This is a genomic window from Kitasatospora sp. NPDC056731 (assembly GCF_040687675.1).
Lineage (GTDB): Bacteria > Actinomycetota > Actinomycetes > Streptomycetales > Streptomycetaceae > Kitasatospora.
In genome coordinates this window covers 34,976-57,338 of the sequence record NZ_JBFBNR010000047.1, presented here as the reverse complement: position 1 = coordinate 57,338, position 22,363 = coordinate 34,976, and the positions used below count along the sequence as shown (strand labels likewise).

Genomic DNA, 22,363 nt, shown 5'->3' with positions numbered 1-22,363 from the left:
GTCACCGCCCGTCAGCTGGCCGAGATGATGGTCGGTCTCGGGCGCCCAGCCGGCCGAGACGTTCACGGCAGCGCTGGAGCAGGCCTGGGAGAGCCGGGTGGCGGTGCCCCCACCCCGATCGGGGTTCGGCCCACGCTCTGGAACGACTCAGACGCCGAGCAGGTCGACCACGAAGATCAGGGTCGAGCCCGCCGGGATGAGCGGGGTCGGCGACTGGTTGCCGTACGCCAGGTGCGACGGGATGGTCAGCTCGCGGCGGCCGCCGACCTTCATGCCGGCGACACCGCGGTCCCAGCCCTTGATGACGCGGCCGGCGCCCAGCGGGAACGAGAACGGGGCGGTGCCCCGGTTCCAGCTGGAGTCGAACTCCTCACCGGTCTCGAAGGTCACGCCGACGTAGCGGACCTTGACGACCTGGCCCGACTTGGCCTCCTCGCCGTCACCGACGACGATGTCGCGGATCTTCAGGTCCGCCGGGGCGTCGCCGATCGGGAAGTCGATCTCGGGCTTCTCGTTGAGGTTGACGCTCACAGTCCCTCTTCTCACGTTTCGCATTGCAGTCACGACCAAGCGGCGGGCGCCCGCACCCCCGGTCCGTTCCCGGACCACGGTACGGGCGCCCACCGCCCGGGGTGGTCCGGCCACGCGGCCGGACCTGAAGGTCACACGCACACCATTGTCACCCGAAAGTGGATCAGCCCTGACCGGCGTCCAGGATGTCCACCACGAAGACCAGCGGCGCGCCCGGCGGGATGTCGCCCTGGCCCTTGTCGCCGTAGGCCAGCGCGGCCGGGATCACCAGCTCCACCCGGCTGCCGACGGTCTGGCCCACCAGCCCCTGGTCCCAGCCCTGGATGACCTGGCCACCGCCGACCGGGAAGGAGAACGCCTGGCCCTTGCTGAGCGAGGAGTCGAACATCTTGCCGTCCTTGAACAGCGCGCCGGTGTACTGGACGACGACCTTCTCGCCCTTCTCCACCGCCGGCCCGGTGCCCTTGATCAGGACGTGCGACTTCAGCTCGGTCGGGTCCTTCGCGCCGGCCACCGGGGTGATCTCGGCCGGCTTCTTGCCGTTGTCCTTGACCTGCGGGAAGTCCGCGGGCGGCGGCGTGACGGTGCCGCTCACCACGGAGTCGGGCGCGTTGGCGTTGCGGATGTCGATCACGAAGACCAGGTCGTCCTTCGCCCCGATCGACATGTCGGCCTTGCCCTGGGAGCCGAACGCGGCGGCCGGCGGGGCCACCACGAGGACCCGGCTGCCGGCCTTCTTCCCGACCACGGCCTGGTCCAGCGCCGGGATCAGCGCGTCGGTGCCGGCCTGGAAGATCTGCGGCTTGCCGTTGTTGTCGTACGAGCTCGGGATGTCCTTGCCGGTGGTCCAGTCCTTGGCGGTGTAGTCCACCGAGGTCCAGGAGTTCTTGTCCACCTTGGGGCCGGTGCCCTCGGTCAGCACCTTCACCACGAAGGAGCCGTCGGAGGCCTCGCCCGGCACCTGGATCTCGGCCTTCTTGCCGAAGTCACCGGTGACGGTGGGCAGCACCTTGGCGCTGTCCTTGATCGGCGGCACCGGGTCGGCGGTCGGCGTGGGCGGCGCGCTCTTGGCGGCGTCCGGCTTGGCCGCGGTGTCCGACTTGCCGTCCTTGTTCACCAGGTACAGCGTCACGGCGCTGCCGGCCAGCAGCAAGGTCAGCACCGTGCCGAGGATCACGCCCAGCCGGCCCACCCCGGGCGGGTTCTCGTCGTACCCGGCCTCCGAGGTGTCGCCCCGACGCACGGTGGAGGCGAAGATCTGCGGGGTGTCGTCCGTCTTGGTCCCGCCCGAGGCACGCGGCTGCTCGCCGGGCTGCGCCCAGCCGGCCTGCTGCTTCAGGATCGACGGCGGGACGACGATCGACTCGCCGTCCCCCGGGAGCGGGCCGCCGGGACGCGAGGCGGCCGGGTCACCCGCGGAGCTGTCGTTCGCCGCGGTGTCGGCCCCGCCCGGGCTCGGCGTCTTCTCAGTCATGACTCCCCATCCATCTCGCCACGAGGTCTTCCAGGTCTGCGACCGGCGTGCTGACTGCCGGTCTGCCGTCGCACCGTCCGCCCCGGACCTCGGCGCCGGGCGGCGCCTGCCACAGTGCGAGGGCAGTATGACAGCTCAGGATGAGGGCGGACGCTTCGTTGTACGAGCGTCCGCCCAAGCGTACGGAATCCCAGGGGTGCGTGTCCGCCCTAAACCGCTTCCAGGATGTCGATCACGAAGACCAGCGTCGAGTTGGGCGGCACCGAGCCCTGCGCCTGGTCCTTGTAGCCGAGCGCAGGCGGCACCACGAGCAGGATCCGGCTGCCGACGGTCTGGCCGACCAGCGCCTTGTCCCAGCCCTCGATCACGCTGCCGGTGCCGATCTGCACCGCCTGCGCGCCCCCGTGCGTCCAGGAGGAGTCGAACTGCTGGCCGTTGTTCCAGAGCACCCCGGTGTACTGCACCACCAGGGTCTGCCCGCTCTTGACCTGCTTGCCCTCGCCCTTGATCAGCACCGCCTGCTCCAGGTCGGTGGGCGCGGCCTGCCCGGCCGGCACGGTGATCGTCACCGGAGCCTTGCCGTTGTCCTTGACCTGCGGCATCGTCGCCGGCGGCGGGGTCATGGCGCCGGTCAGCGTGGAGTCCTGCGGCAGGCTCTCCATGATGTCCAGGACGAACACCACGGTGTCGCCCTTGTTGACGCCGAGCTGGGTACTGCCCTGCTCGCCGAAGGCCGCCGCCGGCGGGGCGACCACCAGCAGCCGGCTGCCGACCTTCTTGCCGATCACGCTCTGGTCCAGTGCCGGCACGAGCTGTCCGCTGCCGGCCTGGTAGAGCTGCGGCTTCCCGCTCGGGTCGTACGAGCTGGGCAGGTCCTTGCCGGTGGTCCAGTCCTTCGCCGTGTAGTTGACCGTCACCCAGTCGCCCTTGTTGACCGTCGACCGCTCGCCCTCGCTGACGGTGTTCACCACGAACTGGCCGCCGGGCTGGCCCTCCGGGAGGGTGATGGTGGCCTTGCTGCCGAAACCGCCCTCCGAGAGCGTGGGCATCGGCGACGCCTCGCCGACCGGCGCGGGCACCGTCGGAGGCGCGCTCGCCGCGGACGGAGTCGCCGGGCCGGCCGCCTTGGGCGAACTGCTGCAGGCGACCGCCAGCAGCAGGGGCAGGGTGAGTAGCAAACCGGCGGTGCGGCGCACGGTGGTCCTAACTGTCGATCGAGGTCGGCTCTCCTGACTTCGACGGACAGCGTATGCCCGGACGGTGTCCGGCCCCGGTAGACACCACCGGGGCCGGACACCGCCTTGATCACAAACCTGGGACCCCTGCGGGGGTCACATCCCGGCGATCAGCTTCTCCACCCGCTCGTCCACCGAGCGGAACGGGTCCTTGCAGAGCACCGTGCGCTGCGCCTGGTCGTTCAGCTTCAGGTGCACCCAGTCCACCGTGAAGTCCCGGCGCTGCTCCTGCGCCCGGCGGATGAAGTCCCCGCGCAGCCGGGCCCGGGTGGTCTGCGGCGGGATGGACTTGGCCTCGAAGGTCTTGAGGTCGGTGGTCACCCGCTTCGCCTGGCCCTTGCCCTGGAGCAGGTAGAACAGGCCGCGCCGACGGTGGATGTCGTGGTACGCCAGGTCGATCTGGGCCACCCGAGGGTTGGACATGCTCATCTGGTGCTTCTCGCGGTAGCGCTCGATGAGCTTGTACTTCATGATCCAGTCGATCTCGGTGGCCACCTGGTCCAGGTTCTCGGTGCGGACGGCCTCCAGGGTCCGGCCCCACAGTTCGAGCACCTGGCCGATGGTGCCGGTGTTGATGCCCTTGCGGTCGGCGAACTCCAGCGCCTTGGTGTAGTACTCCTCCTGGATGTCCAGCGCGCTGGCCTCGCGCCCGTTGGCGAGCCGCACCTGGTGGGTGCCGGTGAGGTCGTGGCTGACCTCGCGGATCGCCCGGATCGGGTTCTCCAGGGTGAGGTCGCGCATCACCACGCCGGCCTCGATCAGCCGCAGCACCAGGTCGGTGGCGCCGACCTTGAGCAGCGTCGTGGTCTCCGACATGTTGGAGTCGCCGACGATCACGTGCAGCCGGCGGTAGCGCTCGGCGTCCGCGTGCGGCTCGTCGCGGGTGTTGATGATCGGGCGGGAGCGGGTGGTGGCGGAGCTGACGCCCTCCCAGATGTGCTCGGCGCGCTGGCTGACGCAGTAGACCGCGCCGCGCGGGGTCTGCAGCACCTTGCCGGCGCCGCAGATCAGCTGGCGGGTCACCAGGAAGGGGATCAGCACGTCGGCCAGCCGGGAGAACTCGCCGTGCCGGGCCACCAGGTAGTTCTCGTGGCAGCCGTAGGAGTTGCCGGCCGAGTCGGTGTTGTTCTTGAACAGGTAGACGTCCCCCGCGATGCCCTCCTCGTGCAGCCGCCGCTCGGCGTCGACCAGGAGCCCTTCGAGGATCCGCTCGCCCGCCTTGTCGTGCGTCACCAGCTCGGTCACGTCGTCGCACTCGGGGGTGGCGTACTCGGGGTGGGAGCCGACGTCGAGGTACAGCCGGGCGCCGTTGCGCAGGAAGACGTTGCTGCTGCGGCCCCAGGAGACGACCCGGCGGAACAAGTACCGCGCCACCTCGTCCGGCGACAGCCTGCGCTGCCCGCGGAACGTGCAGGTCACGCCGTACTCGTTCTCCAGCCCGAAAATCCGGCGGTCCATGAGCACTCCATTCTGTGTCGGAGCTGTCCGAAACCGCCTCCACGACGACTGGGCCGCCGCAGGGGCACCGGAGTCCCGTACGGCCTCCGTCCGGCCGCCGTACGGGACTCCGCAGGCACTGCTACTCCGGCGCGGTGTCCGCCGGGTTGTCCTCGTCGTCCGACTCGGCGGACTGGTCGCCGTCGAGCAGCCGGGCGAGCTGGTTGCCCAGGATGCGCTTGAACTTGCGCTGCTGGAACCGCTGGCGGTCGAGGACGGCCACCTCCAGCTGCTCCGGGGTGAGGGCGCGCGGGCTGCCGCCGTTGGGGTCGCGGGCGAGCGAGTCCACGGCGGCCCGGACCACCTCGGTGAGGCCCATCCCGGCCTGGTGGCGCTGGCCCAGGTAGTTGCCGATCGAGTCGGCGTTGCCGCCGACCACGACGTAGTTCTTCTCGTCGACGATCGAGCCGTCCGGGGTGAGGCGGTAGATCTGGTCCTCGTCCGCGGTGCGGCCGACCTCGGCCACGATCAGCTCGACCTCGTAGGGCTTCTCGCCGACCGAGGAGAAGATGGTGCCGAGCGTCTGGGCGTAGACGTTGGCCAGGCCCCGGGCGGTGACGTCGGCCCGGTCGTAGGAGTAGCCGCGCAGGTCGGCGTAGCGGACGCCGCCGATGCGCAGGTTCTCGAACTCGTTGTAGCGGCCGACCGCCGCGAAGGCGATCTTGTCGTAGATCTCGGAGACCTTGTGAAGCGCTCTGGAGGTGTTCTCCGCGACGAAGACGATGCCGTCGGCGTAGGTGAGCACGACCACGCTGCGGCCGCGCGCGATGCCCTTGCGGGCGTACTCCGCGCGGTCCGCCATGGCCTGCTGGGGCGAGACGTAGAACGGTGTCGACACCGGCGGTCGTCCCTTTCCTGAGAGGTGATGGCTAGAGCAGCGGGGCCTGCGGGCCGTTGGGGTGCGAGCGGCGCTCGTCGGTGATCGCGACCGCGATCTCGGTGACCTCCGCGTCGGTGAGCCGGCGGAAGCCGTCCTCGGTGATCAGCGAGACGATCGGGAAGATCTTGCGGGCGAGGTCGGGGCCGCCGGTGGCGGAGTCGTCGTCGGCCGCGTCGTACAGCGCCTGGACGACCAGCATGGCGGCCTGGTCGGCCGTCAGGCCGTCGCGGTAGAGCTTCTTCATCGAGCCGCGGGCGAAGACCGAGCCCGAGCCGGTGGCGGCGAAGCCGCGCTCCTCGGAACGCCCGCCGGTGACGTCGTAGTTGAAGATCCGGCCGCGGCCGAGGTCCAGGTCGTAGCCGGCGAACAGCGGGACGACCGCCAGGCCCTGCATCGCCATGCCCAGGTTGCCCCGGATCATGGCGGTGAGCCGGTTGGCCTTGCCCTCCAGCGAGAGCACCGCGCCCTCGATCTTCTCGTAGTGCTCCAGCTCCAGTTGGAACAGCCTGACCATCTCGATGGCGAGGCCGGCGGTGCCGGCGATGCCGACCGCGCTGTACTCGTCGGCCGGGAACACCTTCTCCATGTCGCGCTGGGCGATCACGTTGCCCATCGTCGCCCGGCGGTCACCGGCGATCACCACGCCGCCGTCGAACACCGCGGCCACGATGGTGGTCCCGTGCGGGGCCTCGATCACGGCCCCCGCGGGGAGCCCGCGGTGGCCGGGGATCAGCTCCGGCCGGTGCTCGGCGAGGAAGTCCACGAAGGAGGAGGACCCCGGGGTCAGGAAGGCAGCCGGTAGACGCCCGGTGCCACGAGTGTTGGCTTCCACACGATTCCTTCCAGGTAGCTTGAAGCTCGCGTTGCCCGCACCCTACCCGCCCGGCGATCACTGTCCACGCGCGCAGGGGGCCGGTGCCGGACGGCCGGGCGGCACTCGCCGCCCGACCGCCCTCGACGGTCACGACCGTGAATTCCCGAATGCCGGGGACGGGCTATTGCCCGCCCTTCTGCACGAATCCGCGGACGAAATCCTCCGCATTCGACTCGAGGACCTCGTCGATTTCGTCCAGCACCGCGTCGACGTCGTCGCTCAGCTTTTCCTGGCGCTCCTTGAGGTCGTCGGAATTCTGGGTTTCCGCGGCCTGCTCCTCGACCTCCTCGGAGGAGCGGTTCGCCCGCTGCTGGCCGCCGCCGGTGTCCTTGCTCGCCATTTCCCTCACCCCGCTCGATTCTTCTGGCACGGTTTGGTCGTTGCTTGCTGCACCGACCCTATACACAAGGTGCGACTGCCGCTCCCGGTTTGCCGGTGGCGCTTCCTGTCCAACACCCGCTGCCACCCCGGATGATTCCCATTCGGCGGACGTTCACCCATGGTGATCGAAAAGTTACCCGCCGGAGAGGACCCGCAGCAGGTCCTCCGCGGTGCGACAGCGGTCCAGCAGCTCCTTGACGTGGTTGCGGGTGCCCCGCAGCGGCTCCAGCGTGGGCACCCGCTGCAACGAGTCCCGGCCCGGCAGGTCGAAGATCACCGAGTCCCAGGAGGCCGCGGCGACGTGGTCGGCGTACTGCTCCAGGCAGCGCCCGCGGAAGTACGCCCGGGTGTCCTCCGGGGGCTTGGAGACGGCCCGCTCGACCTCCGCCTCGGTCACCAGCCGCTCGAAGCGGCCGCGGGCCACCAGCCGGTTGTAGAGGCCCTTGTCGGGCCGTACGTCGCTGTACTGGAGGTCGACCAGGTGTAGCCGCGGGTTCTCCCACCCCAGGGCGTCCCGGCTGCGGTAGCCCTCCAGGATCTCCCGCTTGGCGATCCAGTCCAGTTGCCTGGAGAGCGACATCGGATCGCGCTCCAGCCGGCCGAGGACGTCCTCCCAGCGGGCCAGCACGTCCAGTGTCTGCTCGTCCGCGTCGGTGCCGAAGCGGTCCTCGACGTACTTGCGGGCCAGCTCGAAGTACTCCAGCTGGAGCTGGACGGCGGTGAGTTTGCGCCCGTTGCGCAGGGTGATCAGGTGCTTGAGCGTGGGGTCGTGGGAGACCCGGTGCAGGGTGCGCACCGGCTGGTCGACGGCGAGGTCGGAGGCGATGAAGGAGTCCTCGATCATCGACAGGACCAGTGAGGTGGTGCCCAGTTTGAGGTAGGTGGAGATCTCGGAGAGGTTGGCGTCCCCGATGATCACGTGCAGCCGGCGGTACTTCTCCGCGTCGGCGTGCGGTTCGTCCCGGGTGTTGATGATCGGGCGCTTGAGCGTGGTCTCCAGGCCGACCTCGACCTCGAAGTAGTCGGCCCGCTGGCTGATCTGGAAGCCGTGCGTCGAACCGTCCTGGCCGATGCCGATCCGGCCGGCGCCGGTGACCACCTGGCGGGAGACGAAGAACGGGGTGAGGTGGCGGACGATGTCAGCGAACGGCGTCGCCCGCTTCATCAGGTAGTTCTCGTGGGTGCCGTAGGAGGCGCCCTTGTTGTCGGTGTTGTTCTTGTACAGGTGGATGTTCTGCCCGTTGGGCAGTTCCAGCGCGCGTTGCGCGGCGGCCGCCATGATCCGCTCGCCGGCCTTGTCCCAGAGCACGGCGTCACGCGGGTTGGTGACCTCTGGCGAGCTGTACTCGGGGTGCGCGTGGTCCACGTAGAACCGGGCCCCGTTGGTGAGGATGACGTTGGCCAGGCCGATGTCCTCGTCGGTCAGCTGGCTGGCGTCCGCCACCTCGCGCGCCAGGTCGAAGCCCCGGGCGTCACGCAGCGGGTTCTCCTCCTCGAAGTCCCAGCGGGCCCGCCGCGCCCGGTGCATCGCCGCCGCGTACGCGTTGACGATCTGGGACGAGGTGAGCATGGCGTTGGCGTTGGGGTGCCCGGGCACGGAGATCCCGTACTCGGTCTCGATGCCCATCACGCGCCGTACGGTCATGCGGCCCTCCTTGCCCGGTGCGCCGCCCCCCACGGGCGGAGCACGCCGACGTACCGCTGGACAACACCGGCGCCGGCGTTCTGCCCGCGATCGGTGGGTCGAGCCTAGAACCCGGCACCGACGGGCGGACCCCGAGACGCGCCGTCCGGCTGCGGGGCCGCGAGGCGCCACAGCCGGACGGGGTGCGTGCTGTTCCGGGGACCGCCGGGCGGCCCGGTCTCACCGTGTGCTTACAGGTACTGCCCCGTGTTGGCGACAGTGTCGATCGAGCGGCCGGACTCGGCGCCCTGCTTGCCGGTGACCAGCGTGCGGATGAAGACGATCCGCTCGCCCTTCTTGCCGGAGATGCGGGCCCAGTCGTCCGGGTTGGTGGTGTTCGGGAGGTCCTCGTTCTCCTTGAACTCGTCCACGCAGGCGGCGAGCAGGTGGGAGACGCGCAGACCGCGCTGACCGTGGTCGAGGAAGTCCTTGATGGCCATCTTCTTCGCGCGGTCGACGATGTTCTGGATCATCGCGCCGGAGTTGAAGTCCTTGAAGTACAGGACCTCCTTGTCACCGTTGGCGTAGGTGACCTCCAGGAAGCGGTTCTCCTCGGTCTCGGAGTACATCCGCTCCACGACCGACTGGATCATCGCGGCCACCGTGGTGCCCAGGGAGCCGTCGTGCTCCTTGAGGTCGTCCGGGTGGAACGGCAGCGACTCCTTGAGGTACTTGGAGAAGATGTCCCTCGCGGCCTCGGCGTCCGGGCGCTCGATCTTGATCTTGACGTCCAGGCGGCCGGGCCGCAGGATCGCCGGGTCGATCATGTCCTCGCGGTTCGAGGCGCCGATGACGATGACGTTCTCCAGGCCCTCCACACCGTCGATCTCGGCGAGCAGCTGCGGGACGATGGTGTTCTCCACGTCCGAGCTGACGCCGGAACCGCGGGTGCGGAACAGCGACTCCATCTCGTCGAAGAAGACGATGACGGGCGTGCCCTCGCTCGCCTTCTCCCGGGCCCGCTGGAAGACCAGGCGGATCTGCCGCTCGGTCTCGCCCACGTACTTGTTGAGCAGTTCGGGGCCCTTGATGTTGAGGAAGTAGCTCTTCCCCTGGGGGCGTCCGGTGACCTCGGCGACCTTCTTGGCCAGCGAGTTGGCGACCGCCTTGGCGATCAGCGTCTTGCCGCAGCCGGGCGGGCCGTAGAGCAGCACGCCCTTGGGCGGGCGCAGCTCGTACTCCTTGAAGAGGTCGGCATGCAGGTAGGGCAGCTCGACCGCGTCCCGGATCAGCTCGATCTGGTTGCTCAGTCCGCCGATCTGGCGGTAGTCGATGTCCGGGACCTCTTCGAGGACCAGCTCCTCGACCTCGGACTTCGGCACGACCTCGTACACGTAGCCGGAGCGGGGCTCCAGCAGCAGGGCGTCCCCCGCCCGGATGGTGAGCTCGCGCAGCGGTTCGGCGAGGCGCACCACCCGCTCCTCGTCGGTGTGGCCGACGACCAGGGCGCGTTCGCCGTCCTCGAGGATCTCCTTGAGGGTGACGATCTCGCCGATGCGCTCGAAGGCCATCGCGTCCACGATGTTGAGGGCCTCGTTGAGCATCACCTCCTGGCCGCGCCGCAGTTCGTCGAGGGCGACGTTGGGGCTGACGTTCACGCGGAGCTTGCGCCCCCCGGTGAAGATGTCGGCGGTGCCGTCCTCGTTGGCCTCGAGGAAGGTGCCGAACCCGGCCGGGGGCTGTGCCAGCCGGTCCACTTCCTCCTTGAGGGCCACGATCTGGTCGCGGGCCTCTCGCAGGGTGGAGGCGAGCCGTTCGTTCTGGGCGGACACTCCGGCCAGGTTGGTCTGGAGCTCGACGATCCGCTCTTCGAGGATCCTCGAATTGCGCGGCGAGTCGGCGAGCTTGCGGCGCAGCACAGCGATTTCCTGCTCAAGGAACGAGACCTGAGCGGCCTCGTCGGAACCACGAGCGGGCCTGCCGGTGCTGCGGTTGTAGTCGTCATCGTGGGCTGCCACGGTCCTCACCTCCTCCGGGGAGCTGGACGCTTCCAGACCCTACCTGGGACCAGGGGTCCGTAAACCCCTAGATCAAGAAAGATGGAACGGGCGTGTCCGATCTTCGCCCCAGCGTGCTTCCCCTCTGCTAAGGGGATACCCACCGCTCACCACCCAAAGCGGGCCAGATGTATCGTCGAGCGAAGTGATATCCGATCGCGACCGGGCACCTGGGTCCGATCGTTGTACGAATGGCGGGATTGCCCCCGGAAAAGGGGCGACCCGGGACAGAAACGGCAGGGGACCATGTCGGTAACCGAGCAGACGGCCACGGCGGCCGAACAGCTGGAGGTGTGGATCGACCAGGATCTGTGCACCGGCGACGGCATCTGCGTGCAGTACGCACCCGAGGTCTTCGAGCTGGACATCGACGGCCTCGCCTACGTGAAGGGGCCGGACGACGAGCTGCGCCAGCAGCCCGGGCAGACCGCCCCGGTGCCGCTGACGATCCTTCAGGACGTGGTGGACTCGGCGAAGGAGTGCCCCGGCGACTGCATCCACGTGCGCCGGGTCACCGACCGGGTCGAGGTGTACGGGCCGGACGCGGACTGACGCGTCCTCCCCCTCAGGTCTGGCTGACCGGGGCGGCGGTCTGGGAGCGTTCCCAGCCGCCGCCCTTGCGCATCCAGGTGAGGTCGAGTGAGATGTCAGGGCGGAAGCGCGGCACCTCGTCGCTCGAATACCCCTGCGCGTGACCGGTGATGGCGCCGTCGGAGCGCAGCGCGAGCCGGCCGAGGGTGAGGTTCTCGCGCTCGGAGAGGAGCGTGGCCAGCACCACCGGGCGCTCGCCCGGGCCGAAGCCGAGCAGGTAGACGGCGTCCGGCGGGGTGCCGTTCTCGGCCGCGCAGTGCGCGGCGACGACCGTGCCGGGCCGCCCGTCGCCCAGGTCGGCCGGCATGCTGATGGCCGTCGCGACCGGGAACGGGCCGCAGTCGAGCGGAAGTTGGGCCTTGGCCGGGTCGGGGGCGGCGCTCGCCCCGAGGGCCTTGGGAGTGCCGTGCAGGGGCACCGGGGTGCCGGTGGCGGGGCCGGCGGCGAGGGCCGAGGCCACCACCGCGCCGCAGCCGGCCAGGGCCAGGGCCCAGTGCCAGGGGGCGGTGCGCGCGTGCCCGGGCCCGGTGCGGCCCCGCGGTGTCTGCTGTCCAGCCGTCGTCCCGACCGCGGTCTCCACCAGGCGTCCCCTCCAGTGCTCCCAGGAGCTGGTCTGCGTGCGCGAGCATCGTCCCACACGCCAGCGGCCGAAATGCCGAGGGGTGGCACGAGCAGGCTCGTACCACCCCCGGGAAGCGATCCTGGTCAGCCCAGGTCGGGCTGCTCGGTCTCGACGGCGCGGGCGGCGGCACGGGCCGCGGCGCGCTCCCGCAGAGTCGACTCCGAGCCCCCGTTGTCGTAGTCCTCGCCGTACGCGCCCTTGGCCGGGCGGCGGCGGCGCAACGGCGGCTCGACGCCGTCGGCGAGGCGGCGGGCGGTGAGCAGGAAGCCGGTGTGGCCGATCATCCGGTGGTCCGGGCGGACGGCCAGGCCCTCCAGGTGCCAGGTGCGGACCATGGTCTCCCAGGCCTGCGGCTCGGTGAAGGTGCCGTGGTCGCGCAGTGCCTCGACGGTCTTGGACATCTGCGTGGTGGTGGCCACGTAGCAGCAGATCAGGCCGCCGGGGACGAGCGCCTTGGAGGCGACGTCCAGGCACTCCCAGGGGGCGAGCATGTCGAGGATGACGCGGTCGACGTCGGCCTCGACCAGGTTGTCCTGGAGGTCGCCGACGGTGAGCTTCCACGCCGGGTGCGGCCCGCCGAAGTAGCGCTCGACGTTGCCCTTGGCGATGTCGGCGAAGTCCTGCCGGCGCTCGTACGAGGCCAGCATGCCGGTGTCGCCGACGGCGCGCAGCAGGTAGGTGGAGAGCGCGCCCGAGCCGACACCGGCCTCGACGACGCGGGCGCCGGCGAAGATGTCGGCCATGGCCAGGATCTGCCCCGCGTCCTTGGGGTAGATCACGGCGGCGCCGCGCGGCATGGACAGGACGTAGTCGGGGAGCAGGGGGCGCAGCGCGAGGTACGGGACGTTCCCCGTGGTGCGCACGACCGTGCCCTCGGGGGCGCCGATCAGCTCGTCGTGCGGGAACGCACCCTTGTGGGTGTGGAACTGGTTCCCGGCCTGGAGCGTGAACGTGTAGTGGCGGCCCTTGGGGTCGGTCAGCTGGACCTGGTCCCCGACCTGGAAGGGCCCGCGTCGGCGGGTGGCACCGGTCGGTTCGGACATGCGGTCAATCCTAAGGGAAGCGGACGGTCCGCCCGACCAGAGTGATCACCGGCCGGCGACGGCGGCGGTGAGGCGCTGCTCGATGTCGGTGAGCGCGGCGACGCCGAACACCCGGCCGTCCGCCTCGACCACCAGGTACTCCCCGGCCGGGGTCGCCTGGACGGCGCGCAGCAGGTCCTCGCCGCCGAGGTCGGCGTCCAGCCGCAGGCCGGGTTCGAGGTCGCGGGCGAGCGGGCCGACGGCGACCCACGGGCGGCGGTGCTCGGGCACCGCGCGGACGGCGGACTCGCGGACGATGCCGATCGGGTCGCCCCGGCCGTCCACCACCACGACCGCGCCGGCCTGGGCCTCGCGGGCCCGGCGCAGCGCCTCGCCGAGCGGGGTGTCGGCGGTGACCTCGACGGTCCGGCGGGCGAGCTCGCGCAGCCGCAGGCCGGGCAGCACCTCCTTGAGCCGGGCGTTGCGCAGGCTCCCGGTGGCGCCGTTCCAGATGATCGCGGCGAGGACGGCGGCCAGCACCGCGTCCACCAGGGTGTCGGTCGTGGTGCGCTCGATCCCGCGGGCGGCGCTGAACAGCGGCAGGCCGATCAGCACCACGACGGCCAGCGCCCGGCCGACCCAGGCGGCGGCGACCGTACCGGTCATCGCCTTGCCGCTGATCGCCCAGACGACCGCGCGCAGCATCCGGCCGCCGTCCAGCGGCAGGCCGGGCAGCAGGTTGAACGCGGCGACCACCAGGTTGGAGACCATCAGCCCGGTGAGCAGCACCCCGGGCACCGTGGAGAGCTCCACGGCCTGCATCGCGAGGTAGAACACGCCGCCGAGCACCAGCGAGAGCAGCGGGCCGACGAAGGCCAGCCAGAACTCGCGCCACGGGCTCTCGGCCTCGTTCTCGATCTCGGAGACGCCGCCGAAGAACTGCAGCTGGATCCGCCGTACACCGAGCCTGTAGCGCAGCGCGACCAGGGTGTGAGCGAGCTCGTGCACCAGGACGGAGGCGTAGAAGGCGACCGCGAAGAAGAACGCGAGCAGGTAGCGGGCGGCGCCGAGGTCCGGCAGGACGTCGCCGAGCTGGCCGCCGAACACCCAGGTGATCAGCGCGGCGATGACGAACCAGGAGGGGGTCACGTAGATGGGCACGCCGAAGGGGCGGCCCACCAGGAGGCCGCTGCCGCGCTCGGGCGGCCTGGGCGGTCGCCCTGCCGGGCGGCCGCCGTCGTCCTGCGGTGGCTGGTCGGAGGTCTGCTGCCCCCTGCTGTCGCTCACCGTGATCCCTTCGGTCGTCTGCCCCGTCGTGCCCCGGTGCGCCCACGCTACGTGATCGCGGCCCTCCGGTGGCGTGCGGCCCTCTGTCAGGCTTCATACCCACTGTGCCGCGCGGTGTGGCAGCACCGTGGCAGCAGGATGACAGCGAAGGGCAATAGGGTCGGAGGCATGCAGCAGACCGACACCACCAGCGCCGCCGGGGCCCCGGCGCGCCCGGCGGCGCCCCCGACCGGCCTGTCCCCGTCCCGGGCGGGGGACTTCCTGACCTGTCCCCTGCTGTACCGGCTGCGGGTGATCGACCGGCTGCCCGAGCCGCCGAGCGCGGCGGCGACCAGGGGCACGCTGGTGCACGCGGTGCTGGAGCGGCTCTTCGACAGCCCCGCGACCGAGCGGACGCCGGAGCGGGCACTGGGCCTGCTGCGCCCGCAGTGGGAGCGACTACTGGGCGAGCGCCCGGAGCTGGGCTCGCTGTTCCCGGACGATCCGGACGGCGCGGCGCTCGCCCGCTGGCTGGCGGACGCCGAGAAGCTGGTCGGCCAGTGGTTCCGGCTGGAGGACCCGACCCGGCTGCACCCGGTGGAGCGCGAGCTGTACGTGGAGACCGCCCTGGAGTCGGGGCTGCTGCTGCGCGGCTACATCGACCGGGTGGACGTCGCCCCGAGCGGCGAGGTCCGGCTGGTGGACTACAAGACCGGCCGGGCGCCCTCGCGGGACTTCGAGGGCAAGGCGATGTTCCAGATGAAGTTCTACGCGCTCGTGGTGTGGCGCTGGAAGGGCGTCGTCCCCAAGCGGCTCCAGCTGGTCTACCTCGGCGGGGGCGGGGACGTGGTCAGCTACGACCCGGACGAGGCCGACCTGCTCGCGGTGGAGCGCAAGCTGCGGGCGCTCTGGGAGCGGATCACCCACGCGGTGGCCACCGGGGAGTTCCCGGCGACCCGCAACCGCCTCTGCGACTGGTGCGACCACCAGGCCAGTTGCCCGGAGTTCGGCGGCACTCCCCCGCCGTACCCGCTGCCGCTGTCGCGTACGTCTGACGAAGACGATCCCACGGGGGATCAGATGAGCAAGGAGTCCTAGTGACGATCCGAGTGCTGCTGGTCGACGACCAGCCGCTGCTGCGCACCGGTTTCCGGATGATCCTGGAGGCCGAGTCCGACCTGGTGGTGGTCGGTGAGGCCGGCGACGGTCAGCAGGCGCTGGACCAGGTGCGGGCGCTGCAGCCCGACGTGGTGCTGATGGACATCCGGATGCCCAGGATGGACGGCGTCGAGGCGACCCGCAGGATCGCCGGCCCCGGGCGGGACGGCCCGGCCAAGGTGCTGGTGCTGACCACCTTCGACCTGGACGAGTACGTGGTGGAGGCGCTGCGCGCGGGCGCCAGCGGCTTCCTGCTGAAGGACGTCCCGGCGGAGGAACTGGTGCAGGCGATCCGGGTGGTGGCGGACGGCGCGGCGATGCTGGCGCCGAGCATCACCCGCCGGCTGCTGGACATGTACGCCACCAAGCTGCCCTCGGGCGAGGAGGCGCCGCCGCAGGCGCTGAGCGCGTTGACCGAGCGTGAGCTGGAGGTGCTGAAGCTGGTGGCGCGCGGGCTCTCGAACGCGGAGATCGCGGCCGAACTGTTCGTCAGCGAGACCACCGTGAAGACGCACGTCGGCCATGTGCTGACCAAGCTCCAGCTGCGCGACCGGGTGCAGGCGGCGGTGTACGCGTACGAGAGCGGGCTGGTGCGCCCGGGCGCCCTCTAAGCCTTGTAGGCCTTGTAGCCGACGGCCCGCCCGCCTTCCCCGTGCACCCAGGGGGAAGGCGGGCGGGCCGCCGTGTTGAGGGGTGTCGTCCGGTCGCCTACTTGCCGGCGCTGCGGCTGATCTCCCAGAAGCGGAACACGCCGGTGGTGTCGATGGTCGACTCGACGCCGGTGATGTACGAACGCGACGCGAAGAAGCCCTTGTTCTGGTACAGCGGGATGAGCGGCGCGTTCTCGGCGACGATCTGCTGGATCTGGGCGTAGCCGGCCACCGCGGCGCTGCGGTCGGCCTGCTTGAGGCCGTCCGGCACCAGCTTCTGGCTGATCCGCGGGTCGTCCCAGCCGTGGTGGTAGGCGCCGCCGTCGATGAGCAGCGGGGCGATGTAGTTGTCCGGGTCCGGGTAGTCGGCGAACCAGCCGATGAGGTACGCCTGGTAGCGGCCCTCGGACCAGCCGGCCCGGTACTTGTCCCAGTCCGGCTCCGTCTGGACGGTCACCTGGAACAGGCCGCCGGCCTCCAGCTGCTTCTTCAGGGTCTCGGGCTCGGCGCTGCCGGCCCGCGAGCGCGACCAGGTGAGGGTGAGCTTGACCGGGAGCTGGACCTTGGCGTCGGTGAGGATCTTCTTGGCCTTGCCGCTGTCCTGGTCGCCGTAGCGGTCGAAGAAGGCCGTGGTGTGGCCGGTGACGCCGGCCGGGACCATCGCGTACAGCGGCTGGACGGTCCGGGCGAAGACGTCGCGGGCGAGCGACTTGCGGTCGAGCAGCTGGGCGGCGGCCTGGCGGACGGCGACGTTGCCGGCGACCGGGTCCTTGGTGTTGAAGACCAGCGAGCGGGTGTCGTTGCTGTCGCCCTCGACGACCTGGAGGTCGGTCTTGCCGCCCTGCTGGTCGGAGTGCATCTGGGCGGCGGTGTTCGGGTCCAGGCTGTTGTCGGTGAGGTCGACGTCGCCCTTGTCCAGCGCGGCCTTCAGGTCGGCGGGCTTGTCGAAGTACCGGACGGTGAACTTGCTGTTCCGGAGCTTGGCCTCGCCGTTGTACTTGTCGTTGGGCACCAGGACGACCTTGCCCAGCTGCTTGGCGGTGTCGCCGTTGCCGCCCATGACCTCGACCGTCTCGAAGCGGTACGGGCCGGAGCCGATCAGCTTGTCGTTGGGGACGACCTTGTCGGCCGGGTAGGCCTGGTGGTCGAGGATGGCACCGGCCGGGCCGGCCAGCTTGGCCGGCAGGGTGGCGTCGGGCGTGGAGAGGTGGAAGACCACCTCGGTGTCGCCCTTGGCCTCGACGCTCCTGATCGAGGAGAGCAGGGGGGCCGCGCCGTTCTGGTCGTTGATCTTCTTGGTGCGCTCGATCGAGAACACCACGTCGGCGGCGGTCAGCGGGTGGCCGTTGGAGAACTTCAGGCCGGTCCGCATGGTGCAGTGGTACTGGGTGGCGTCGCCCGCGGTGAACTCGCAGGACTGCGCGGCGTCCGGGGAGGGGGCGCTGGAGGCGGCCGGGAAGGTGAGCAGCGACTGGAAGGTGTTGCGCAGCAGCAGCCAGGAGCCGGAGTCGTAGGCGGCGGCCGGGTCCAGCACGCCGGTGAGCTGGGTGGTGCCCATGACGATCGCCTTGCCGCCGTCCCCCTTGACGGCGTCGGTGACCGATCCGCAGCCGGCCGCCGTCACGGCGACAAGACCGGCGCAGCCGAGTACTGCCAGGCGTTCAGCTGAAGTCTTCACGGGGCGCGTCCTTCTGGGTGCGGTCCGACCGGGGCCGGCGGCCCGCGTCGAGGGCGCTCCGGGTGCGGAAGGCGTGCGCGGGCCTGGCGCCCGTACGACCGCGGGCGGGACGGGGTTGCCCGTCGTCGGCGGTGGCAGGGCGCGAGGGAGGGGAACGAACTGGAGTAGCGTGCCATATCGAACACGCACGACCGATACCCGTGCAGATGACGTTTGGGACACGGTGGTTGAGGGCATCGCGAAACACCCGACGAGTTGTCAGGCAATGCCCTTTTTCTCCCCGGGCGGGCGTCGGTGGCGGCCGGATCCGGCCGCTTACCGGCGAGTAGGCCACCCTCGCAATGAGATGACAATCACACCCGCGAAGTGACCAGCGAGCGCAGCAGTTCAAGATCGACCTGCTCCAGCGAGGAGCGCACCAGCCGCCCCGGGGCCGGCTCGATCGGCGCCACCGAGGGCACGGCGATGACCGGGCAGCCCGCCGCCTCGGCCGCCCGCACCCCGGTCGGCGCGTCCTCGACCACCACGCAGCGGGCCGGGTCCGCGCCCAGCCGCCGGGCCGCCTCCAGGTACGGGTCCGGGTGCGGCTTGGTGCGCGGCACCTCATCCCCGGCGACCGTGAAGGCGAAGTGGTGGGAGCCCAGCGAGCGCAGCACGATGTCCACCACGTGCCGGTGCGAGGCGGTCACCAGGACGGCCGGAATCCCGTGTGCGGCCAGGGTGTTGAGGAGGCGTTCGGCGCCCGGCATGAGCGGCACGCCGCCCGCCAGCAGGTCGACGAAGCGCTGGTTGATCAGCACCGTCAGGTCCGCCGGGGCGAGGTCCACCCCGGTGGTGCCGACCAGGTAGTCGATCACCCGCGTCATCGGACCGCCGACCACCTGGGCCCGGTCCTCGTCGGTCAGCGCGTGGCCCAGCTCGGCGAACAGGGTGACCTCGGCCTGCCACCAGAAGTCCTCGGTGTCCACCAGCGTCCCGTCCATGTCCAGCAGCACCGCCTGCAGGCCGCGGCCGTCCCCGTGGTCGAGGATCCGGGCGGCGGTGGAGGTGGTCATGGCGGGAGTCCTTCCGTCGGTACCCCCGGGCGCGTTCGAGCGCCCCCCGGGGATGGCACGGGCCGGCCCGCTGGTGAGCGGACCGGCCCGTTCAGGATCATCCAGGATACGCCCGGTTCGCCCGAAAAGAGCGAACGGAACGAGGCGCCCGGGTTACCGGGCGTTGAAGTACTTCGCCTCCGGGTGGTGGATGACGATCGCGTCGGTGGACTGCTCCGGGTGCAGCTGGAACTCCTCGGAGAGCACCACGCCGATCCGCTCGGGCTTCAGCAGCTCGGCGATCTTGGCGCGGTCCTCCAGCTCCGGGCAGGCCCCGTAGCCGAGCGAGAAGCGGGCGCCCCGGTACTTGAGCGCGAACATGTCCTTGACGTCCTGCGGGTCCTCGCCGGAGAAGCCCAGCTCGTAGCGGACCCGGGCGTGCCAGAACTCGGCCAGCGCCTCGGCCAGTTGCACCGACAGGCCGTGCAGCTCCAGGTAGTCGCGGTAGGAGTTGTCGGCGAACAGCTCGTTCGCCGCCTCCGAGATCCGGTTGCCCATGGTGACCACCTGGAGGCCGACCACGTCCCGCACGCCGGTCTCCTCCGGGCGGAAGAAGTCGGCCAGGCAGAGCCGGCGCCCGCGCCGCTGGCGGGGGAAGGTGAAGCGGGTGCGCTCGGTGCCGTCCTCGTGGAAGACGATCAGGTCGTCGCCCTTGGAGTTGGCCGGGTAGTAGCCGTAGACCACGGCCGCCTCCAGCCAACCCTCGGTCTGCAGCCGGTCCAGCCACATCCGCAGCCGCGGCCGGCCCTCGGTCTCCACCAGTTCCTCGTACGAGGGCCCCTCGCCGCTGCGGGCCGCCTTCAGGCCCCACTGGCCCTTGAACAGCGCGTCCTCGTCCAGCCAGGAGGCGTAGTCGGCGAACGGGACGCCCTTGACGATCCGGTCGCCCCAGAACGGCGGGGTCGGCACGGTGTTGTCGACGGTGACGTCCGAGCGGATCTGGCCGAGGTTGACCTCCGGCTCCTCCACCACCTCGACCCGGGCGTGCCGGCGCTGCTTGAGCTCCGGCAGGCTCGCGCCGGGCACGCCGCGCTTGACCGCGATCAGCGCGTCCATCAGCCGCAGGCCCTCGAAGGCGTCCCGGGCGTAGCGGACCTCGCCCTCGTAGATCTCGTGCAGGTCCTGCTCGACGTAGGCCCGGGTGAGTGCGGCGCCGCCCAGGATCACCGGGTAACTCGCGGCCAGCTTGCGCTGGTTGAGCTCCTCCAGGTTCTCCTTCATGATCACGGTGGACTTCACCAGCAGGCCGGACATCCCGATCACGTCCGCCTTGTGCTCCTGCGCGGCGTCCAGGATCGCCGAGACCGGCTGCTTGATGCCCAGGTTGACCACGTTGTAGCCGTTGTTGGACAGGATGATGTCCACCAGGTTCTTGCCGATGTCGTGGACGTCGCCCTTGACGGTGGCCAGCACGATGGTGCCCTTGCCCTCGCTGTCGGACTTCTCCATGAACGGCTCCAGGTGGGCCACCGCGGTCTTCATCACCTCGGCGGACTGGAGCACGAAGGGCAGCTGCATCTGGCCGGAGCCGAACAGCTCGCCGACCACCTTCATGCCGGACAGCAGGGTGTCGTTGATGATCTCCAGCGCGGGCCGCCCGGCCAGCGCCTCGTCCAGGTCGGCCTCCAGGCCCTTGCGCTCGCCGTCGATGATCCGGCGCTGCAGGCGCTCGTCCAGCGGCAGCGCGGCCAGCTCCTCCGCCTTGGACGCCTTGACCGAGGCCGAGGAGACGCCGTCGAACAGCTCCAGCAGGTGCTGCAGCGGGTCGTAGCCGTCCCGGCGGCGGTCGTAGACCAGGTCGAGGGCGGCCTCGCGCTGGTCCTCGGGGATCCGGGAGATCGGCAGGATCTTGGAGGCGTGCACGATCGCCGAGTCCAGGCCGGCCTCCACGCACTCGTGCAGGAAGACCGAGTTCAGCACCACCCGGGCGGCCGGGTTGAGGCCGAAGGAGATGTTGGACAGGCCCAGCGTGGTCTGCACGGCCGGGCGGCGGCGCTTGAGCTCGCGGATCGCCTCGATGGTCTCGATGCCGTCCCGGCGGGACTCCTCCTGGCCGGTGGCCAGGGTGAAGGTGAGGCAGTCCACCAGGATCGAGCCCTCGTCGACGCCGTAGTCGGCGGTCAGCTCGGTGATCAGCCGCTCGGCGATCTCGACCTTCTTGTCGGCGGTGCGGGCCTGGCCCTCCTCGTCGATGGTCAGCGCGATCAGGCCGGCGCCGTGCTCGCGGGCCAGCGAGGCGATCCGGCCGAAGCGCGAGTCCGGGGCGTTGCCGTCCTCGTAGTTGACCGAGTTGAGCACCGCGCGGCCGCCGAGCGCCTCCAGACCGGCCCGCAGCACCTGCGGCTCGGTGGAGTCCAGCACGATCGGCAGGGTGGAGGCGGTGGCCAGCCGGCCGGCGATCTCCTTCATGTCGGCGACGCCGTCGCGGCCGACGTAGTCCACGCACAGGTCCAGCAGGTGGGAGCCGTCCCGGATCTGGTCGCGGGCGATCTCCACGCAGGCCTGCCAGTCGCCGGCCAGCATCGACTCGCGGAACTTCTTCGAGCCGTTGGCGTTGGTGCGCTCGCCGATCGCCAGGTACGAGGTGTCCTGGCGGAACGGCACCGCCTGGTACAGCGAGGACGCCGAGGACTCCGGCTGCGGGGTGCGCGGGGTGACCGGCCGGCCCTGCACCCGCTCGACCACCTGGCGCAGGTGCTCGGGCGTGGTGCCGCAGCAGCCGCCGACCAGCGAGAGGCCGTACTCGCGGGTGAACACGTCGTGCGCGTCGGCCAGTTCGGCCGGGGAGAGCGGGTAGTGGGCGCCGTCCTTGCCGAGCACCGGCAGGCCCGCGTTCGGCATGCAGGACAGGCCGATCCGCGCGTTCTTGGCCAGGTAGCGCAGGTGCTCGCTCATCTCGGCCGGGCCGGTGGCGCAGTTGAGGCCGATGTAGTCGACGCCGAGCGGCTCCAGGGCCGTCAGCGCGGCGCCGATCTCGGAGCCGAGCAGCATGGTGCCGGTGGTCTCCACGGTCACCTGCACCAGCACCGGCAGGTCCAGCCCGGCCTCGGCGAGGGCGCGCTTGGAGCCCAGGATGGCGGCCTTGGTCTGCAGCAGGTCCTGGCTGGTCTCGACCAGCAGCGCGTCGGCGCCGCCCGCGATCAGGCCCGCCGCGTTCTGCTGGAAGCCGTCGCGCAGCGTCTCGTACGGGGCGTGGCCGAGGGTGGGCAGCTTGGTGCCGGGGCCGATCGAGCCGAGCACCCAGCGGGTGCGGCCGTCGGCGGCGTGGGCATCGGCCACCTCGCGGGCGATCCGGGCGCCGGACTCGGACAGCTCGAAGATGCGCTCCGCGATCTCGTACTCGCCGAGTGCGGAGAAGTTGGCGCCGAAGGTGTTGGTCTCGACGCAGTCCACGCCGACCCCGAAGTAGGCCTCGTGGACGGAGCGCACGATGTCGGGCCGGGTGGCGTTGAGGACCTCGTTGCAGCCCTCCAGGTTCTGGAAGTCCTCCAGCGTCGGATCCTGTGCCTGGAGCATGGTGCCCATCGCACCGTCGGCGACCACCACCCGGGTGGCGAGCGCTTCACGCAACGCGTTCGCGCGGCTCTGCTGAGTGATGGACGGATTGGCTGCAGTGGCCATGGGGCTTCTCCCTGGTGCGACGGCTGTCGGCTTTGCGGGCCCGCTTACTCGGGCCCGCACGTGGCCAGGGTATCCGGCCCGCGCCCCGGCCTGCGGTCGCATTCCGTA

The 22,363-nt window shown here is 70.7% G+C and carries 18 protein-coding genes; 3 read left to right on the top strand and 15 right to left on the bottom strand.

Annotated features, from left to right (window positions below):
• Nucleotides 1-147: 147 nt before the first annotated feature.
• From AB0R04_RS32590 to arc, 9 genes are all read right to left on the bottom strand, one after another.
• Nucleotides 148-531, bottom strand: a complete 384-nt coding sequence (locus tag AB0R04_RS32590) for an FKBP-type peptidyl-prolyl cis-trans isomerase (RefSeq protein WP_363377221.1) — start codon at nucleotides 529-531, stop codon at nucleotides 148-150.
• Between the two features lie 163 nt (nucleotides 532-694).
• Nucleotides 695-2,005 carry an FKBP-type peptidyl-prolyl cis-trans isomerase gene (locus tag AB0R04_RS32585; protein WP_079135480.1) on the bottom strand — a complete coding sequence of 437 codons (1,311 nt, stop codon included), beginning with the start codon at nucleotides 2,003-2,005 and terminating at the stop codon, nucleotides 695-697.
• A 209-nt stretch (nucleotides 2,006-2,214) separates the two neighbouring features.
• Nucleotides 2,215-3,201, bottom strand: a complete 987-nt coding sequence (locus AB0R04_RS32580; protein WP_363377220.1) for an FKBP-type peptidyl-prolyl cis-trans isomerase — start codon at nucleotides 3,199-3,201, stop codon at nucleotides 2,215-2,217.
• Nucleotides 3,202-3,336: 135 nt separating this feature from the next.
• Entirely contained in the window at nucleotides 3,337-4,698 is a 1,362-nt protein-coding gene (pafA, locus tag AB0R04_RS32575; protein ID WP_063346911.1) for a Pup--protein ligase, read from the bottom strand.
• A gap of 121 nt (nucleotides 4,699-4,819) precedes the next feature.
• Nucleotides 4,820-5,575, bottom strand: coding sequence for a proteasome subunit alpha (gene prcA, locus AB0R04_RS32570; RefSeq protein ID WP_063346912.1), 756 nt, complete (start codon nucleotides 5,573-5,575; stop codon nucleotides 4,820-4,822).
• A gap of 31 nt (nucleotides 5,576-5,606) precedes the next feature.
• Nucleotides 5,607-6,449: a proteasome subunit beta gene (gene prcB, locus AB0R04_RS32565; RefSeq protein ID WP_363377219.1), complete on the bottom strand. Its 843-nt coding sequence runs from the start codon at nucleotides 6,447-6,449 to the stop codon at nucleotides 5,607-5,609.
• A gap of 163 nt (nucleotides 6,450-6,612) precedes the next feature.
• Nucleotides 6,613-6,831: a ubiquitin-like protein Pup gene (locus tag AB0R04_RS32560; protein WP_031069167.1), complete on the bottom strand. Its 219-nt coding sequence runs from the start codon at nucleotides 6,829-6,831 to the stop codon at nucleotides 6,613-6,615.
• A 174-nt stretch (nucleotides 6,832-7,005) separates the two neighbouring features.
• Complete coding sequence (gene dop, locus AB0R04_RS32555; protein WP_363377218.1) at nucleotides 7,006-8,517, bottom strand: depupylase/deamidase Dop; 1,512 nt, start codon at nucleotides 8,515-8,517, stop codon at nucleotides 7,006-7,008.
• Between the two features lie 230 nt (nucleotides 8,518-8,747).
• The gene (gene arc, locus AB0R04_RS32550; RefSeq protein WP_063346914.1) at nucleotides 8,748-10,514 is read right to left on the bottom strand and encodes a proteasome ATPase; all 1,767 of its coding nucleotides are present in this window, start codon (nucleotides 10,512-10,514) and stop codon (nucleotides 8,748-8,750) included.
• A 285-nt stretch (nucleotides 10,515-10,799) separates the two neighbouring features.
• Here arc and AB0R04_RS32545 point away from each other — a divergent pair, with 285 nt between their 5' ends.
• Nucleotides 10,800-11,105, top strand: coding sequence for a ferredoxin (locus AB0R04_RS32545; RefSeq protein WP_063346915.1), 306 nt, complete (start codon nucleotides 10,800-10,802; stop codon nucleotides 11,103-11,105).
• 13 nt (nucleotides 11,106-11,118) lie between these two features.
• Here the strand turns inward: AB0R04_RS32545 and AB0R04_RS32540 are convergent, their stop codons facing one another.
• The 3 genes from AB0R04_RS32540 to AB0R04_RS32530 all read right to left on the bottom strand — a co-directional run bounded on the left by AB0R04_RS32540 (nucleotide 11,119) and on the right by AB0R04_RS32530 (nucleotide 14,075).
• Nucleotides 11,119-11,724, bottom strand: a complete 606-nt coding sequence (locus AB0R04_RS32540; RefSeq protein ID WP_079135481.1) for a hypothetical protein — start codon at nucleotides 11,722-11,724, stop codon at nucleotides 11,119-11,121.
• Between the two features lie 125 nt (nucleotides 11,725-11,849).
• Entirely contained in the window at nucleotides 11,850-12,809 is a 960-nt protein-coding gene (locus AB0R04_RS32535; protein ID WP_063346916.1) for a tRNA (adenine-N1)-methyltransferase, read from the bottom strand.
• 45 nt (nucleotides 12,810-12,854) lie between these two features.
• Entirely contained in the window at nucleotides 12,855-14,075 is a 1,221-nt protein-coding gene (locus tag AB0R04_RS32530) for a site-2 protease family protein (RefSeq protein ID WP_063346917.1), read from the bottom strand.
• 168 nt (nucleotides 14,076-14,243) lie between these two features.
• On the opposite strand from AB0R04_RS32530, the gene AB0R04_RS32525 reads away from it, so the two are divergent.
• Both AB0R04_RS32525 and AB0R04_RS32520 read left to right on the top strand, forming a co-directional pair.
• Nucleotides 14,244-15,152 carry a RecB family exonuclease gene (locus AB0R04_RS32525; RefSeq protein ID WP_063346918.1) on the top strand — a complete coding sequence of 303 codons (909 nt, stop codon included), beginning with the start codon at nucleotides 14,244-14,246 and terminating at the stop codon, nucleotides 15,150-15,152.
• Entirely contained in the window at nucleotides 15,152-15,823 is a 672-nt protein-coding gene (locus AB0R04_RS32520) for a response regulator transcription factor (protein ID WP_063346919.1), read from the top strand. The genes AB0R04_RS32525 and AB0R04_RS32520 overlap by 1 nt, the downstream gene beginning before the upstream one ends.
• Nucleotides 15,824-15,920: 97 nt before the next feature.
• Here the strand turns inward: AB0R04_RS32520 and AB0R04_RS32515 are convergent, their stop codons facing one another.
• The 3 genes from AB0R04_RS32515 to metH all read right to left on the bottom strand — a co-directional run bounded on the left by AB0R04_RS32515 (nucleotide 15,921) and on the right by metH (nucleotide 22,255).
• A complete protein-coding gene (locus AB0R04_RS32515) occupies nucleotides 15,921-17,540 on the bottom strand; it encodes an ABC transporter substrate-binding protein (RefSeq protein WP_363377217.1) in 1,620 nt (539 codons plus the stop codon).
• 353 nt (nucleotides 17,541-17,893) lie between these two features.
• Nucleotides 17,894-18,595, bottom strand: a complete 702-nt coding sequence (locus AB0R04_RS32510; protein WP_363377216.1) for an HAD family phosphatase — start codon at nucleotides 18,593-18,595, stop codon at nucleotides 17,894-17,896.
• Nucleotides 18,596-18,748: 153 nt separating this feature from the next.
• Complete coding sequence (metH, locus tag AB0R04_RS32505) at nucleotides 18,749-22,255, bottom strand: methionine synthase (protein WP_363377215.1); 3,507 nt, start codon at nucleotides 22,253-22,255, stop codon at nucleotides 18,749-18,751.
• Between the last annotated feature and the right edge of the window lie 108 nt (nucleotides 22,256-22,363).

Coding starts and splice junctions, on each gene's coding strand:
- AB0R04_RS32585 (WP_079135480.1), bottom strand. CDS start 2,005: ATGACTGAGAAGACGCCGAGCCCGGGCGGGGCCGACACCGCGGCGAAC.
- pafA (WP_063346911.1), bottom strand. CDS start 4,698: ATGGACCGCCGGATTTTCGGGCTGGAGAACGAGTACGGCGTGACCTGC.
- AB0R04_RS32560 (WP_031069167.1), bottom strand. CDS start 6,831: ATGGCGAGCAAGGACACCGGCGGCGGCCAGCAGCGGGCGAACCGCTCC.
- dop (WP_363377218.1), bottom strand. CDS start 8,517: ATGACCGTACGGCGCGTGATGGGCATCGAGACCGAGTACGGGATCTCC.
- AB0R04_RS32545 (WP_063346915.1), top strand. CDS start 10,800: ATGTCGGTAACCGAGCAGACGGCCACGGCGGCCGAACAGCTGGAGGTG.
- AB0R04_RS32535 (WP_063346916.1), bottom strand. CDS start 12,809: ATGTCCGAACCGACCGGTGCCACCCGCCGACGCGGGCCCTTCCAGGTC.
- AB0R04_RS32525 (WP_063346918.1), top strand. CDS start 14,244: ATGCAGCAGACCGACACCACCAGCGCCGCCGGGGCCCCGGCGCGCCCG.
- AB0R04_RS32510 (WP_363377216.1), bottom strand. CDS start 18,595: ATGACCACCTCCACCGCCGCCCGGATCCTCGACCACGGGGACGGCCGC.
- metH (WP_363377215.1), bottom strand. CDS start 22,255: ATGGCCACTGCAGCCAATCCGTCCATCACTCAGCAGAGCCGCGCGAAC.